15 protein-coding genes are annotated in these 15,021 nt (G+C 40.4%); 4 read left to right on the top strand and 11 right to left on the bottom strand.

Annotation, left to right across the window (positions count from 1 at the left end; translation table 11 throughout):
* Nucleotides 1-98 precede the first annotated feature (98 nt).
* The 6 genes from PJ15_RS00835 to PJ15_RS00810 form a co-directional block, all read right to left on the bottom strand.
* Nucleotides 99-743 carry an RluA family pseudouridine synthase gene (locus PJ15_RS00835; protein ID WP_171066968.1) on the bottom strand — a complete coding sequence of 215 codons (645 nt, stop codon included), beginning with the start codon at nt 741-743 and terminating at the stop codon, nt 99-101.
* Nucleotides 744-885: 142 nt separating this feature from the next.
* Nucleotides 886-1,302, bottom strand: coding sequence for a GlcG/HbpS family heme-binding protein (locus PJ15_RS00830; RefSeq protein WP_047426837.1), 417 nt, complete (start codon nt 1,300-1,302; stop codon nt 886-888).
* Between the two features lie 350 nt (nt 1,303-1,652).
* Nucleotides 1,653-2,951: a glutamate-1-semialdehyde 2,1-aminomutase gene (hemL, locus tag PJ15_RS00825; protein WP_047426834.1), complete on the bottom strand. Its 1,299-nt coding sequence runs from the start codon at nt 2,949-2,951 to the stop codon at nt 1,653-1,655.
* A gap of 83 nt (nt 2,952-3,034) precedes the next feature.
* Nucleotides 3,035-3,646, bottom strand: a complete 612-nt coding sequence (thiE, locus tag PJ15_RS00820) for a thiamine phosphate synthase (protein WP_047426831.1) — start codon at nt 3,644-3,646, stop codon at nt 3,035-3,037.
* A gap of 310 nt (nt 3,647-3,956) precedes the next feature.
* Nucleotides 3,957-4,412 carry an Sbal_3080 family lipoprotein gene (locus PJ15_RS00815; RefSeq protein WP_047426828.1) on the bottom strand — a complete coding sequence of 152 codons (456 nt, stop codon included), beginning with the start codon at nt 4,410-4,412 and terminating at the stop codon, nt 3,957-3,959.
* A gap of 166 nt (nt 4,413-4,578) precedes the next feature.
* Nucleotides 4,579-4,950: a DUF962 domain-containing protein gene (locus PJ15_RS00810; RefSeq protein ID WP_047426826.1), complete on the bottom strand. Its 372-nt coding sequence runs from the start codon at nt 4,948-4,950 to the stop codon at nt 4,579-4,581.
* Between the two features lie 177 nt (nt 4,951-5,127).
* Here PJ15_RS00810 and PJ15_RS00805 point away from each other — a divergent pair, with 177 nt between their 5' ends.
* On the top strand, nt 5,128-6,585 hold the full coding sequence (locus tag PJ15_RS00805) for a CYTH and CHAD domain-containing protein (protein WP_047426823.1): 1,458 nt from the start codon (nt 5,128-5,130) through the stop codon (nt 6,583-6,585).
* Between the two features lie 327 nt (nt 6,586-6,912).
* On the opposite strand, the gene PJ15_RS00795 is transcribed toward PJ15_RS00805, so the two are convergent.
* Nucleotides 6,913-7,545: a hypothetical protein gene (locus PJ15_RS00795; protein WP_004770278.1), complete on the bottom strand. Its 633-nt coding sequence runs from the start codon at nt 7,543-7,545 to the stop codon at nt 6,913-6,915.
* Nucleotides 7,546-7,650: 105 nt separating this feature from the next.
* On the opposite strand from PJ15_RS00795, the gene PJ15_RS00790 reads away from it, so the two are divergent.
* Nucleotides 7,651-8,034 carry a DUF3144 domain-containing protein gene (locus PJ15_RS00790; RefSeq protein ID WP_004770279.1) on the top strand — a complete coding sequence of 128 codons (384 nt, stop codon included), beginning with the start codon at nt 7,651-7,653 and terminating at the stop codon, nt 8,032-8,034.
* Between the two features lie 50 nt (nt 8,035-8,084).
* Here PJ15_RS00790 and PJ15_RS00785 read toward each other — a convergent pair whose 3' ends face one another.
* Together PJ15_RS00785 and PJ15_RS00780 are read right to left on the bottom strand one after the other, a co-directional pair.
* Complete coding sequence (locus tag PJ15_RS00785; RefSeq protein ID WP_047426818.1) at nt 8,085-10,853, bottom strand: M16 family metallopeptidase; 2,769 nt, start codon at nt 10,851-10,853, stop codon at nt 8,085-8,087.
* A 144-nt stretch (nt 10,854-10,997) separates the two neighbouring features.
* Nucleotides 10,998-11,816, bottom strand: a complete 819-nt coding sequence (locus PJ15_RS00780) for a PhzF family phenazine biosynthesis protein (RefSeq protein ID WP_047426817.1) — start codon at nt 11,814-11,816, stop codon at nt 10,998-11,000.
* Nucleotides 11,817-12,089: 273 nt separating this feature from the next.
* Between PJ15_RS00780 and PJ15_RS00775 the strand changes: the two genes are divergently transcribed.
* Nucleotides 12,090-12,701: a DJ-1/PfpI family protein gene (locus PJ15_RS00775; RefSeq protein WP_047426938.1), complete on the top strand. Its 612-nt coding sequence runs from the start codon at nt 12,090-12,092 to the stop codon at nt 12,699-12,701.
* 13 nt (nt 12,702-12,714) lie between these two features.
* A complete protein-coding gene (locus PJ15_RS18245) occupies nt 12,715-12,879 on the top strand; it encodes a DUF1427 family protein (RefSeq protein WP_081402415.1) in 165 nt (54 codons plus the stop codon).
* Nucleotides 12,880-12,959: 80 nt separating this feature from the next.
* Here PJ15_RS18245 and PJ15_RS00770 read toward each other — a convergent pair whose 3' ends face one another.
* Both PJ15_RS00770 and icd read right to left on the bottom strand, forming a co-directional pair.
* Nucleotides 12,960-13,580, bottom strand: coding sequence for a pentapeptide repeat-containing protein (locus tag PJ15_RS00770; protein ID WP_047426814.1), 621 nt, complete (start codon nt 13,578-13,580; stop codon nt 12,960-12,962).
* A 137-nt stretch (nt 13,581-13,717) separates the two neighbouring features.
* Nucleotides 13,718-14,974 (bottom strand): NADP-dependent isocitrate dehydrogenase, encoded by a 1,257-nt coding sequence (gene icd / locus PJ15_RS00765; RefSeq protein WP_004770287.1) that lies wholly within the window; start codon nt 14,972-14,974, stop codon nt 13,718-13,720.
* Nucleotides 14,975-15,021 lie beyond the last annotated feature (47 nt).

The following is a 15,021-nucleotide window of genomic DNA, read 5'->3' as shown; positions in this document are numbered from 1 at the left end:
AAGTTAAGGCATTTTATGTAGTTTTCAACGATGTATTTTGACACAAAGCATCATTAAATAGCGTGCATCACATCGTGTTTCATAAAAAAGTTTTTAGACTAAAACGGTACAGGACAATCAAATGTCAGTTGCGCCCCTGTTTTAGGATGAGCGAAGCTTAATTGCGTTGCATGTAAGCACAAACGCGCATAAAGCTGCTGCTGTTCTGGTGTGGCATATAAGGTATCGCCCAGAATCGGATGACCTAAATATTGCATATGCACACGAAGCTGATGTGAACGCCCTGTAATCGGAATTAGTTGAACTCGGGTTACAGCTTGTCCTTGAATTTCTAAATGTTCGATCGCCTGCCATTCCGTTAATGCTGGTTTGTGATGAGTGGCATCAACAATATGTAATGGCGGGCGGCTTGGATCATAAATCACAGGAATATCAACAGTGCCCTGACCTTCTAAATGGCCTGCAACCAGAGCTTGATAAATTTTTGAAGTTTGACGATCCTGAAACTGACGTGAAATCGTGCTCTGTCCAAATTTGGACAAGCCAAAGACCAATATCCCTGAAGTGTCACGATCTAGACGATGAATCAGTAAGGTTTTAGGTTCTAGTTCTAATAGACGATTGATTAAACAATCTTGTAAATCTGGCGTTTTCCCAGGTACGGTGAGTAAGCCTGCTGGTTTATGGATGACCATAAAATCTTCATCACGATGAATCAAATGTTCACTTAGAAAATCACTCAAGGTAGCCTTCCAACGACTGGATGAAAACAAGCGGGCAATCATAAAAAGCTTGGCGCTGAATTACAATGCATGACACGTATTTTTACTATTTTTTTTCGTGTTTCTCTCGAATTTTCATCCAGATTCGAATTTAAATGCTGATTTAGACCTGTTGCTCTAGAAATTGTTGAATCGCATGCTGGGCAATTTCTGCATCTTGGAAAGATTGTACACCCGAAACACCAACAGCTCCAACAACCTGCCCTTGATAAACAATCGGCTCACCGCCTTCTAACATGCCTTTTGCCGCATTGATGGTTAAAAAGCCGATTTTACCATCACGGATCATATCTTCGGATGCCTTGGTTGTTCTTCGGCTGACCGCGGCAGAATATGCTTTTTCTTGGCAAATCTCGGTTGATAATACTGATGCACCATCCATACGCTTCATCATTAATAAGGTTCCACCGTCATCGACCACTGCGATACTGACATTAAAACCATGTGCTGTTGCATATTGTGATGCTGCATGAACCAGAATTTCTACATCAGCAGAAGTTAAATAATGTTTAGTTTTCATGTTTTACTCCATTCCTATGAGTTTCTTATATAAAGCTTGTTTAAACATATGATACAAGCGCTATCTTACAGCTTGCCTAAGCCAATACGTTCGCGCTTTGGGACAGCCAAAGACAAACTCCAAGATAGTGGATTATTCAAGCATATTTTACTTTGCGATACAGTAAAGATTCTTTATCTTTACTGCTATTCGTCGCTGAGGTTTATCGTAAAAATAGATGAAAACTCAACAAGATTTGCTTTAAGACTCAGCATTATTTTTTAAATGAGTTAAAGTCGGCTTCTATTTAGACCAACCTAAACAGCAGCCATAAAAAAAGCCCGAATAAATCGGGCTTCTGTATCACATGCTTATTTCATTTCAGCAAAAGTTTCTTTGGCTGCCTGAATGGTATCTGCAATATCCTGATCTGAATGCATTGACGAAATAAAGCCTGCTTCAAATGCAGAAGGTGCAAGATAGACACCACGCTTTAACATGCCATGGAAGAATTTCTTAAATGCTTCAACGTCACAGGCCAACATTGAATCAAAGCTGGTAATGTCATCCTGATCTGTGAAATACAAACCAAACATGCCACCCACTTGCTGGGTCTTAAATGGAATCCCCGCTTCGTCTGCCGCAGCCTGTAAGCCCGCAAGCAATTTGGCTAACTGTGCAGCAAGCTTGTCATAGAAACCCGGTTCACGTAAATGTTTGAACATCGCGATACCTGCACGCATTGCCAATGGGTTCCCTGACAATGTACCTGCTTGATAAACGCCACCTAAAGGTGCGATGCATTCCATGATTTCACGTTTACCACCAAAAGCACCGACAGGTAAGCCAGCACCAATGATTTTACCCAACGTGGTCAAGTCAGGTTTAACGTTATAGACCGATTGTGCGCCACCTAAAGCAACACGGAAACCAGTCATCACTTCATCAATAATGAAGACAGATTTATATTCATCACAAACATCACGGATCGCTTGCAAGAAACCATCGATTGGTGTCACCAAGTTCATATTGCCTGCAACAGGCTCAATGATCACACCCGCAATCTCATGACCAAATTTGCTAAAGCATTCTTTTAACGCTTCGATGTTGTTATATGGGAGCGTTAAAGTATGTTTTGCAAAATCAGCAGGTACACCTTTTGAGGTTGGTTCGCCTTCGCCTAAAGTTAGTAAACCAGAACCTGCTTTCACCAACAATGAATCCGAATGACCGTGGTAACAGCCTTCAAATTTTACAATCTTGTCACGACCCGTATAACCACGTGCCAGACGAATCGCCGTCATGGTTGCTTCAGTACCTGAACTGGTCATACGCACCAATTCGATTGAAGGCATAATGTCGCAAATCGTATCGGCTAAAGTAGTTTCGTGCACAGTTGGTGCACCAAAACTTAAACCATCTTCTGCCGCAGTTTGTACTGCTTGAATAATATCTGGATGTGCGTGACCTAGGATCATTGGGCCCCATGAACCAACATAGTCCACGTAACGCTTGCCATCAACATCCCACAAATATGCACCTTTTGCCTTTTCGATAAAGACAGGCGTACCGCCAACACCGTTAAATGCACGTACAGGAGAGTTAACACCACCTGGAATATGTTTATTTGCTTGTTTAAATAGCTGTTCTTGCTTTGGAGATAAACTCATATAAGGCTCAACCTAGAATCAAGGACAAGGAACGCTGTCGTTCCGAGAAACAATGAAAGCTCCGCAAAAGCGGATGCCTATAATTAGTCAAATAACGTTGCCCATGCAGTTACACGAGCAGGAATTTCGGCTGTTGATCGTCCTAATATATCACTAATTACCGCACAAAGGCTCGCCCCCGCCTCAATCACCACTTGAGAATTTTCCACAGTCAGACCACCAATTGCACAAATCGGCACAGCAAACTTTTGTTTCGCCTGTTTGATGACTTCAATACCGACATTGCCCGCTTCAGGTTTGGTTGAGGTTGCATAGACTGCACCAAACGCGACATAAGTTGCTCCATCGGCAATCGCCTTTTCAGCCAATTCCAGTGAGTTTAAGCAGGTACGGCCAATAATCACACCTTTCGGTAAACGTGCAGCAGCATCACTTATCTCACCATCGGATTGCCCAAGATGTACACCCAAACCAAATTGTGCAGCCAGCGCCAAATCATCATTAATGACGAAAGGAACTTGATTTTGTTCACACAGCGCTTTGATCTGCTCTACTTCATGTGGCTGTTCTGCCTTTGCTACCTTCTTACGGCGATATTGCAGAATCGCAACCTGTCCTGTTGCCAAAGCAACATCTAGTTTTTCGAGTAAGAGCTGGATTGGGTCATCGTTGGTGATGAGGTAAAGACCGCGCATGAACGTTTCACTATTCACTATAATTACATTAGCTTCAGGGTATATTTTCTTATCTAAAATTTAAAGAGAGGGAGTGTATAAGTTCTTATGAAATGATCTATTCACCGAATGTGTTAAGGCAAATAAATAACGTTAGCTCATGGTGCTAATAGAAAACCATACCACTAAGTTTTACACCATTGGAAAGCTAGAGGTTAAATTGAAATCTTTTAAGGATTAACTCAATAATAAAGCCCCCAACGGAGGCTTTAAAACTTAATTAATATCAATAGCTATGGCCATGATTCGTCACTAAACTGCCCATTACCATCTAACTTTTATATGCCTTTTTCTTTGGCGATTTATTTAAAAGTTGATCGACCAATTCATTAATTTTGGTTTCAGTACTACGCCATTTATTTAGAGCAAGACCACCATTTCCTTTCAACTTAAATGAAGCCTCAGAAACCTGTCTTCCATTCTGTAATAAATTAAATTGTGCAGAGACCATATAGGGTGCAAAATCCCATGATCTTAATGCCGTATAATGTAGTGTCGTTTGACAAAGACTCAGGTTGTCAGTGTCATTATACGTTTTTGCTTGAATGTTATATCTCGCAAAACTTCGTTCTACAATCTGATTAAAGTCTTTAATTATGACTTTGGGATTATTAATCACACAAACTTGACGGATAGATTCTGGATTAAAGCCAGTGGTATTATTCACTTGAATCGAGGTACATCCAGTTAAAGCTAACAAAACCCCTAAAAATAAAAAATTCTTCATCATGTAAACCATTCGTTATTTAAGTCGCTTAAACTAACAAATCATTTATATAAAATCCATTCTAAATCAGTTGCATTGGTCGATTTTATTATTATGTTTTTATTTAATTTCCCCTATCAAAAATAAAAAAAGCCGCCCAAGCAGCTTTTCAAATATCAAATGAATTTTACGACTCAATTTTATCAAACTGACGATCGATCAAACTCAAACGACCACGGGTAATATCCGACAGCATCCGCCAATCAGAAATAAAGCTATAAAGCGGTTGCTTAAAGCTGGCAGGCTTATTATGTTCAAAAAAGAAATGCCCGACCCACGCACAGGCGTAACCCGAAACCAAACCATATACCGCATATTTGGCCTGACGCTTACGAATGGCTTTACTAAAGAAATATAAACCGATTGAGCTACCTGCTGCATGCAAACGACGGCTGGCAATACTACGGTGTTCAGTTAAATAAAAGCGATAAAATTCATCATAATTTTTAATCGGTAATGAAAATTCCACTGGCTTGGTGATATTGGCTGGTGCATTCATTTCTAGATCATCCTAATCCTGCAAGACTCTACACACGTTAATGCATTTTTTGTACAAAATAAAGTCATTGTGTACCCTGCTTTCAATCCTTAAAACAACTTTACAATAATTTTTCAGATCAACAGTTTATACTCATTTATATATTTATCATTCTCGTTGGTCAGGAGTCATAACATCATGGAAATAGAGCTAAAATTTCAACTTCCTGAGTCTAAGAAAAAAAGTGTTTTACAGACCTTAAGCAAACAAAAAGCACAAAAAATTCAGTTACAAGCAAAATACTATGACACTGCTGACCGTTTGCTTGCTAAAAATTATGTGGCTATTCGCCTGCGTCAAGAAGGTGAGCATTGGGTGCAAACCTTTAAAGCTGCCAGTAAAAATCATTTACAACGTATCGAAGAAGACATCTATTTAGGAAAATGTACTCAAGAACCTGAGCTTGATCTGTCCCTCTATAAACATAATCAAACTGTTCAAACTGTACTACGTGATGTTTTAGGCGAAGCGCCAGCCGAGCTACAATTACAATTCCAGACCAATGTACAACGTACTTTTCATGTGTTCGAATTTGAGGGTTCTCAAATTGAAGTCTGTCTAGATGATGGTGAAATCCGAACTCCAACTGACCACGCCAGAATCTGTGAAGTCGAATTTGAGTTAAAACAAGGTTCAGCACAAGAGCTGATTGATTTTGCCAAAACTTGGGTAGATAAATACCAGCTCTGGCTTGATGTGCGCAGCAAAGCTGAACGTGGCAATTTACTGGCCCAAGGCAAAGTCGTCTCTGCTGCTACCAAAGCGAAATCACTGAATTTGGATAAAGATGTCAGTGCTGAACAGGCCATCAAACAAATTATCGAAAATACGCTCAATCATATCCTCCCCAATGCCGCTGCAATCGCTGATGGGGTAGCAGAAGCCGACCATATTCATCAGGCTCGTGTCGGTTTACGCCGTTTGCGTTCAGCTTTAAAGCATTTTTCCAATTGGTCGGCACAGATTGATCCGACTTGGGAAAGTCAGTTGGCAGAGATCTTTAAAGCTTTAGGACAATCACGCGATAATGATGCGATTCAAGATTCAGTCATTCCCTTAGTCAAAGAAATCTGTGATTTTGATTTTCCCTTCCCAGAAAATGTCGATGCAAATATTGCTGAATTATTAAGTGACAGCAAAACAACCCAAATGTTTTTATCCTTATTCAGCTTTAGCTACAGTGAGCATCAATCAAAATCCAAACTCTCGAAACAAGCTGCCAAAAGCTTAACCAAACTATATCAAAAGATACTTAAAGATGCAGGCCAATTTTCTAAGTTAGAAGTCGAGCAACAACACCGTACCCGTAAACGCGTTAAACAATTGCGTTATTGCATCGACTTTATTGCAGGGATTTACCCAGAAAAACAGGTTCAGCAATTTTTGAATAAGCTACAACCGATTCAGGAGTACTTAGGTTTTTATAATGATCTATTTGTGGCTGAGCAGATCTTTGAACAACAAGCTGCTAAGCATCCTCAGTTTTTATTTGCTTTAGGTTGGGTTAAGGCACAGCAACCGCATGTTGCAAAGAAAGCGGCAAAGAAACTACAGGCTTTATCAACTAAAGATATTTTTTGGGATGAGGAGCGATAGCTCCGCAAGGGAAAACCATCTTAAATCCCTATCGTGCTGGCGGCATGGATGCCGCCACAAATAATCTACGCCCTACAGAAATGGATACTCGGAAACGTCATCAGCAACCTGCGTGTTATAAGCAAAGTAATATTTCTGCGATACATTTTAATAAATCCAAGAAACAGACAGGTTTTGCTGATGACAATGGCTTTGCCTACTTTGTCCGAAAACAAAGTAGGAAATCGCCTATGCGAAAACATCCAAACTTTATATAGCACTTGTGGCTGTGCTGTTATTTTTTAATAAAAATTAGTGCTTTAAACTATTTATTCCCCCTTAAATCACTTACCGATACTTTCCAAAAATCTTCCACGTTCCATTATCTGCAATCGGATCACTATAGCTATCATTACGCTGCTTACGTGGCTTATCCCGTGCATCCACCAATTTAAAATGTGGCTCAACACTGAGAATCATGCCATTCATATAAAAACGGGTACGGGTATATTCACTCTGCCCATGTTGAAATACGTAAGTCCGTAAATCGATAAATTCTCGATGCGCAACTAAGGCAGCAGTGTCATCACTTCCCAACCACTCTTGCATAGCAAAAATCTGATCCGTTTCAAACTGCCCGCATTTTTCCAATAAGGCCGCAACACCACGAAAGGTTTTCGATTCTTTGGCGCGGGTTTTATTAATTCGAATCCGATCCACATGAAAGAAAAATAGCGGCAGATTTAAATGGCTAGGCAAATGAATCGCATCCACCACTTCATCTTCCATAAAAGGCTGACACAATTGCTGTGCCCTCTCAATCAAAGGCTGCCATTGTCGGTAATACTCATCAACCTCATCCTTTAGACCATAATAAATCGGCAAGCCCTCAACATGCTCTAAAGATTGCGGTGGATAGATATGTTGGCGTAGTAAGGCAATATCCGTTTTCAGGCTTTGAATCGCGATCGCATCTTGCATAGTGATTATTCTAATTGCTTAGGCTATTTTAGATTAAGGCAAAGGTTTAGTTTCGACAAGGCTTTGTCTATAATAATGTGTCTTTACTTGTCGCTGGAAAATCTCATGTCTCAAAAAATTAACGCTACCGATGTGACGGAAGAAGAAGCTTTAAATGCCGTATTTTTTGAGCGCGCCGATGAATTTATCAAACTCGCTAATGATTTTTGCCGCCCACCAAAAGGTCAACAAGCTAAACCAGAAGAGTTACGTGGCCAAGTGAGCGCAGCCATGTTATTTGCCACTGCCCGTTTTAACACCTGGGTCGCAGCCAATAACTTTAAAGATGGCGAAGAAATGCGTGAGGCAAAAGAACAAGTGATGTCTTATCTGCTGCAACAGTTCCAAATGATGCTGGAAGATAATTTTGACGAATATTGCGAACAGTTCGAAAACTACTTACGTTTCCGCAAAAATGAAGATTTTCATGCACACAAACATGATCATTAATGATTGATGCAAAAAAAAGCCACCTGATCGGTGGCTTTCTTTTTGTTTGCTTATTTCAAGTTTTGAGGCTGACCATACTGATCCGCCATCACTTCTACAAACTGATCAAGCTTGATGTATTTTTTGATTGCTGCATTCACATCTTCTTTGGTCAATTTGGCAAGTTCCTGATCACGTTCAGCGCGATCCAGCAGCGTTTTGTTACGCTCTAACTGACCTGTCAACATGCCATGAATATTACGTTCATCTTCCAAAGCTGTGACGCGTTTTTTCATGATGTCTGCTTTCGCAGCTTCAACTTCCTGCTCGGTCACGCCTTTACTTAACAGCTCATTCAAGACTTTATGTACCGATTGCGATACTTGCGCTGAACGCCCCGACGTGTAGTTTGCAGTAATACTTAACGTACCATCATTGATATCTGGATCTAAGTCCAAACCACTGCCAAAACCATAGACCAAGGCATTTTTCTCACGTAACTCTTGTGCCAAACGCGATGAAAGCTGCGAGTTACCCAAAATATGGCTCAAGATAATTAACGCTGGCGCATCTGCATGATAAGAACCGACTGGCAGCGCTAACACGCTTTGGTAACTACCAAATTCACGTTGTTCCGATAAAGCGTGCACTTTTTGTGCTTTATAAACCGTATATTGGCCTGTCACTTTGGTATAAGGCTGTTTTGCTTTCCAAGAGCCAAATGCCTTTTGTAAGGTTTTTTGCATTTTCTTGGCATCAAAATCACCCGTCACTGCAATCTGTGCATGATCAGTCACAAAGAATTGATCATAGAATTGCTTCACTTGCGGTTGAGTTACCTCACTGATCTGTTTTTTCGCAAAATCAGGCTCAAAGTGATAACGCAAATCGCCGGGTTGATAGATTTCCAGAATTTTAGAGAGCGTCATAGAAGCCACAACCGCAGGCTCAGTATAAGGACGATCGAGTACAGATAAACTTTGATTTTTGGCAAGATCAAATTCTGTTTGCGAGAATTTTGGCTGCTTCAACACATCGACAATAAAGTTAAAGAAGTCTTCAAACTTGTCTTTTTTCGCCTGAACCACGATGGTAAAACCATTGCCATTTGAGCTAACAGATGCACCACCACTGGCAGCAATTGCTTTATCGGTAATTTCTTGCAAAGTATGCTTTTCTGAACCGCGCAACATCAGGTAACTGGTTAAATCCAACGTTACGCCCTTACCAAATAACGCTTTTTCATCACCAAAATCCAGACTAATCGTGGCATAGGTTTTATCGTCACGGGTTGCTGTTGGGAATAAAGCATAGCGAATGCCATTCTTCAACTCACCACGCTGGATCTTCTGCTCATTTTTCTGCAATTGCTGAGCAGACTGTGCCATAAACTGGGTCACTTCCTGCTTATAGACATTCGGATCTTTTAAAGGTTCAGGCTGTTCATTGCTTTGATCTAAAGTTTTTGGCTTCTCTTCAGCCTTCAAAGTCATTGCTTTCTTTTGATCTTCTGGCGTTGGCAAAATATCACCAGAAATACGATGTGAAGTGGTTAAAAACGCTTTGAGTGTTTCATTGGTATCTTTCAGCTTTAATGCTTGAACTGTCTTTAAGTCCTTGAAATATTGATCCCATTGTCCCTGAGAAGAGACGGCGTAGTCACTAAGACGTGAACCTAAAGCCACTGCATCATTGGCAATGGTATCAGCCGTATTCTGGGTAATATTCTTAATGCGCTGTAATTCAGCCTCGGTAAATGGCTGGCTATTTTCCACACCCGTTTTCAATGCATCATCAACTTTTTTGGGATCATGGCTTGGTGCGTAAACTGCGCCCATAAACACCACGTTAAAGTCCTGATCTAACCATGTTGCAGATTGAACTGCAGTACTGATGCCTGTCTCGACCATATTTTTATATAAAGGCCCGCTAGGCTGCATGGTATAGAGAGAAGGTGCGAGTGCCAGAATCGGTTGTAATTCGGTATTTTTTCCATTCATATAAATATGGAATTTGGCCAGATCACTGCCCTTTTTCACGGTAAATTGACGTTGTTCAATCTTACTTGCATCAAGAACTGGCACTTTCACCTGAGCAGGTACGGCGCGTGCAGGAATTGGACTGAAATACTGATCAATCTTATTCAATACTTCAGTTTTATCAAATTTACCAGAAATGACCATGACCGCATTATTCGGCGCATACCAAGTCTTATAAAACTGATTCAGTTCATTCAACTGAATTGATTTTAATTCGGGTAAGTCACCAATCGGTAAACGACCTAAATACTGGTTGCCATATGCGGCTTTCCACACCTGATCTATTAAAACTGCAAACGGCTGATCCATACGAATTTCACGTTCACGTTTTACGATTTCAATTTCAGAGGGAACAAATTTTTCTTGTAACACCAATTTATCCATACGCTCGGATTCGAGATACAGAATTTCATTCAGTGCATTTTTTTCAGGACGAACAATGTTTAAGTATTTGGTTGAGTAATAATCCGTACTGGCATTGGTCATCAAGGTATATTGATCTAAACGGCGCTGAAACTCTTCACCTTTAACGTTTTGCGTCCCTTTAAAAGCCAAGTGTTCTAATAGATGTGCCAGCCCACCTTTTCCTTTTGGATCATTCAGTGAACCCGTCAGGTAAACTGTATTTACATAGACTTTATTTTCTTTATCGTTTGGCGCAAGAATAACTCTGAAACCATTATCTAATTTATATTCTTCAATATTTTTTTCACTTTTTACGAGCACTGTCTGAGACCAAGACGTCGCACTCAACCCAATCAAACAAAGCGAGAGAGTAAGCTGCTTAAAGCGCATTAACATAATTTATCCAAGTATTTATGGTGATTTAAATCATACAGACAAGCTATGGTAGAGAATGATTCGCATTTTTAATAGTTACGTTTTGAAAAAAGCTGTTTATTTAAACAGCTTTTATCTTTGTTTTTGCACAATTTAAGCTAAAAATCAGATTGCCAGTTCAGCCTGCATATACAATTTTGCATAACCTGAAATTTCGATCCGTTCGTCAGACTCAATCACACAGTCTAAAATTCCACCGCGTGCTGACGCCTGAAAAGCCACGAGTCGCGTCTGGTTCAACTTCTCGGCCCACAGCGGCACAATCGCAGTATGGATAGAACCCGTTACAGGATCTTCATCAATCCCGATTGCAGGTGCAAAGTAACGAGAAACACAATCAAACTTCCCCTCACCTCGCGCTGTAATCGCTACATCAGGTTGAGAAGCGGTAATCGCAGTCCGAACTCTACCTAAGCGTTTTAATACTTCCAGATTAGGTTGTTCATCCAATACATCCTGTACCGTTTCATATTCAATAATATAAGCTTGAGGATTGCGATAGACGGCTTTAAATGGTTTTGACAACCCTTCACGTAGTTCTGACGGGTAGTCAGACACTTGCTCTGCTCTACGAATCGGGAAGTTCATTTTGATTTTTCCATCAGCATCTTGGCTAACGATAAAAATACCCAGATCACGTACATGAAATTGAATCGTTGTTGCTTGAGTAAAATCCTTAAAAAGTACAAAAGCACTGGCTAAGGTGGCATGCCCACAAAAAGCAACTTCCTCTAAGGGTGAAAACCAGCGAATCTCGTAATTACTCTCATCGATTGTCTTTACAAAAGCAGTTTCAGAAAGATTATTTTCCATTGCAATATTCTGCATCAACTGCTGATCCAACCATTCATCTACTACGATAACTGCTGCTGGATTTCCTTTAAATAATTCTTGGGTAAAAGCATCAACTTGATACATCTTCATGGCATAACGCTCGCTCTATTTTTCCATCATTTTGAACATCTGCTTGATAAATGATAGATACAGATTTTTCTAAATTTACGATACACCCATTATTTTGTCTTAATAGGCTACTAAATGCCTAAAAAACAAACCAAAATCAGCATCCGCTTGCTAACAGATCAGGCAAAAAGTCCAATGATTTAGCATAATTCAAAATAAGCCATACACAATATTCACAAACAAAAATTCACAGCTCTCTATGGTAGTACGCAGATGAAACTAGCGAGAAAAGAAATGCGTATTCCTGTTAATGCCATTGTATTTGAAGACTTTGAAACCCTTGATATTATGGGGCCTGTCGAACTATTCGGTTTGCTGCAAGAACATTATCAAGTGCAGTTTTATAGCCTGAATGGTGGTCTGATCTCCAACAAACATGGCGTTATACTGCAAACACAGCCATTTAAAGATATGACGGTCAATGAACATAGTATTTTGTTGGTTCCAGGCGGAATTGTCACTTTTGATTTAATTCAGAATCAGCCACTTCTCGATCAATTAAAAACACTTGCGCTGCACAGCGGACATGTACTGACCATTTGCACAGGAAGTTCTTTGCTGGCTGCAACTGGTGTACTAGATGGCGTTCAGGCGACTTCTAATAAAATGGCCTTTGAGTTTGTGCAAAAACTCAATGATAAGGTGCGCTGGCAAGCTCAGGCACGCTGGGTGATTGATGGAAAATTTTACACCTCATCGGGTGTAAGTGCGGGTATGGATATGACGCTTGCTTTTATTCGTGATACACAAGGCGAAAAAAAGGCGCAACTTTGTGCCGAAGAAGCTGAATATATCTGGAATTGTAATCCTGAAATTGATCACTTCTGTAAAGTTAAAGCGGACTGATCAAGCATAGTTTATGAAGATTTACCTGTTATCACTTGCAGTAGGTATATTGGTGGGTGTGTTGTATTACGTTTTAGATGTCAAAGCGCCTGCACCGCCAATTGTTGCTTTACTGGGTTTATTGGGCATCGTAATTGGTGAGCAATTTATCCCTTTTATTCGACTTTATTTCTCTTAAAGCAGCAATTTTTACTCAATCTCCCAAAACATGAGTGGCCCAAAACCACTCATTATGAGCAAAAAATCATTCAACGATCCTCAGTCAATTCGGACATCAAAACCTAAATTTTCTGCAATCATTAAAGTTTGATCAAGATTGATAATCGCCTCTTTAATTTGAGTTTCTTTCGGATCTAATGCACTCAAATCACTGCCTCTTAAATCACACTCGGTAAAATCTGCGCTGTGGAGCCATGCACCCGACAAGTCACTCTCTCGAACTGAACTTCCATGACACCGTGCCCCTGTCAAATCGGCCTCTCTTAAACGCGTTCGAAGAAAACAAGCTTTTTCTAAATCAGCACCCGGCAATCCAACAAAGGCCCAGTCACTGTCTTCGACCCGCATATGATGAAACTGGCAATCACTAAACATGCTGCCCACAAACTTACAGTCAGTAAATTTACTATCAAAAAAATTACAGAAGGCAAAGGTACAATTGATAAAAGCACTACTTTGATGAGTTGAACCATTGAAGCGTGCACGGCGAAAAGTACATTCATTAAATACTGCGCCAGTGCTGTGAGCCTCAGACATGTCTAAATCGACAAATAAAGTACGCTCATATTTTTGGTTACTGAGTACTTGCTCATACCAATCTAAACTGGCAATACTGTCTGTCGTTTTAGGTGCAGCTTCACCATATTTTCTTTCAGCCATGATGCTCAATTTTTTATTTTAGAAGATTTAAAAATATGACATGTATTCAGTTTTGTACATGCTTTTTTCATCACATCTTTAATTCTTGATTAAATAAAAAGAGCGGAAAAAACCGCTCTTCTGGTGAAAACAAACTATCAATCTTCCATATGCTCAATAATAGCTTGTGCGAACTCTGAACAACGGAGCAAAGTTGCATTTGACATGAGACGTTCAAAATCATAGGTCACGGTTTTAGCAGAGATCGCACCTGAAATCCCCGTAATAATTAAATCCGCAGCTTCAGTCCAGCCCATATCACGCAGCATCATTTCCGCAGACAAAATAATCGAACCAGGATTCACTTTATCCTGTCCTGCATATTTGGGCGCTGTGCCATGCGTTGCTTCATATACGGCAATTGCGCCACCAATATTGGCACCTGGTGCAATCCCAATCCCTCCCACTTCGGCTGCAAGTGCATCGGAAATATAGTCGCCATTTAGGTTCAGTGTGGCAATGACAGAATAATCTGCTGGACGCATTAAAATTTGCTGTAAAAATGCATCAGCAATCACATCTTTAATAATGATATCTTTTCCCGTTTTTGGATTTTTAATTTTTACCCAAGGCCCGCCATCCAGCAGCTGTCCACCAAAACGTTCCATCGCAAGTTCATAGCCCCACTCTTTAAACGCACCTTCGGTGTATTTCATGATGTTGCCTTTGTGAACCAAGGTCACCGAAGGTTTATCGTTATCAATCGCGAACTGAATCGCTTTACGAACTAGGCGCTGAGAACCTTCTTTAGACACGGGCTTAATCCCGATTCCACACTCTTTGGGGAAACGAATATTGGTTACGCCCATTTCTTCCTGTAGGAATTTAATCACTTTTCTCGCTTCAGGAGAGTCCGCTTTCCATTCAATCCCCGCATAGATATCTTCCGAGTTTTCACGGAAGATTACCATATCAGTCAGTTCTGGATGTTGTACTGGAGAAGGCACACCTTTAAACCAGCGAACTGGCCGCACACAGACATATAAATCAAGTTCCTGACGCAATGCGACATTTAAAGAACGAATTCCACCACCTACAGGTGTGGTTAAAGGGCCTTTTATTGATATAATAAACTCGCGTAAAGCATCAAAAGTTTCTTCAGGCATATAGCTGCCGTAAATTTTGTCTGCTTTCTCACCGCAGTAGACTTCCATCCATTCGATCGAACGTTTGCCACCATAAGCTTTTAGCACGGCGGCATCTACTACTGCTTTCATTGCTGGTGTAATATCCACACCAATACCATCACCTTCAATAAAAGGAATGATCGGACGATTTGGAACATTCAGTGACAGGTCTGCATTTACTGTGATTTTGTCTCCGTCTGCAGGAACCACGATCTTCTGATAACCCATTTTGCAGGTTCTCCCTCATGTATTTAATGATTATGTCTATGCCTTCT

The organism is Acinetobacter sp. neg1, assembly GCF_000788125.1.
Lineage (GTDB): Bacteria > Pseudomonadota > Gammaproteobacteria > Pseudomonadales > Moraxellaceae > Acinetobacter > Acinetobacter vivianii.
The sequence above is the reverse complement of the archived record's forward strand: the minus strand, read 5'-3'. Positions and strand labels throughout refer to the sequence as shown.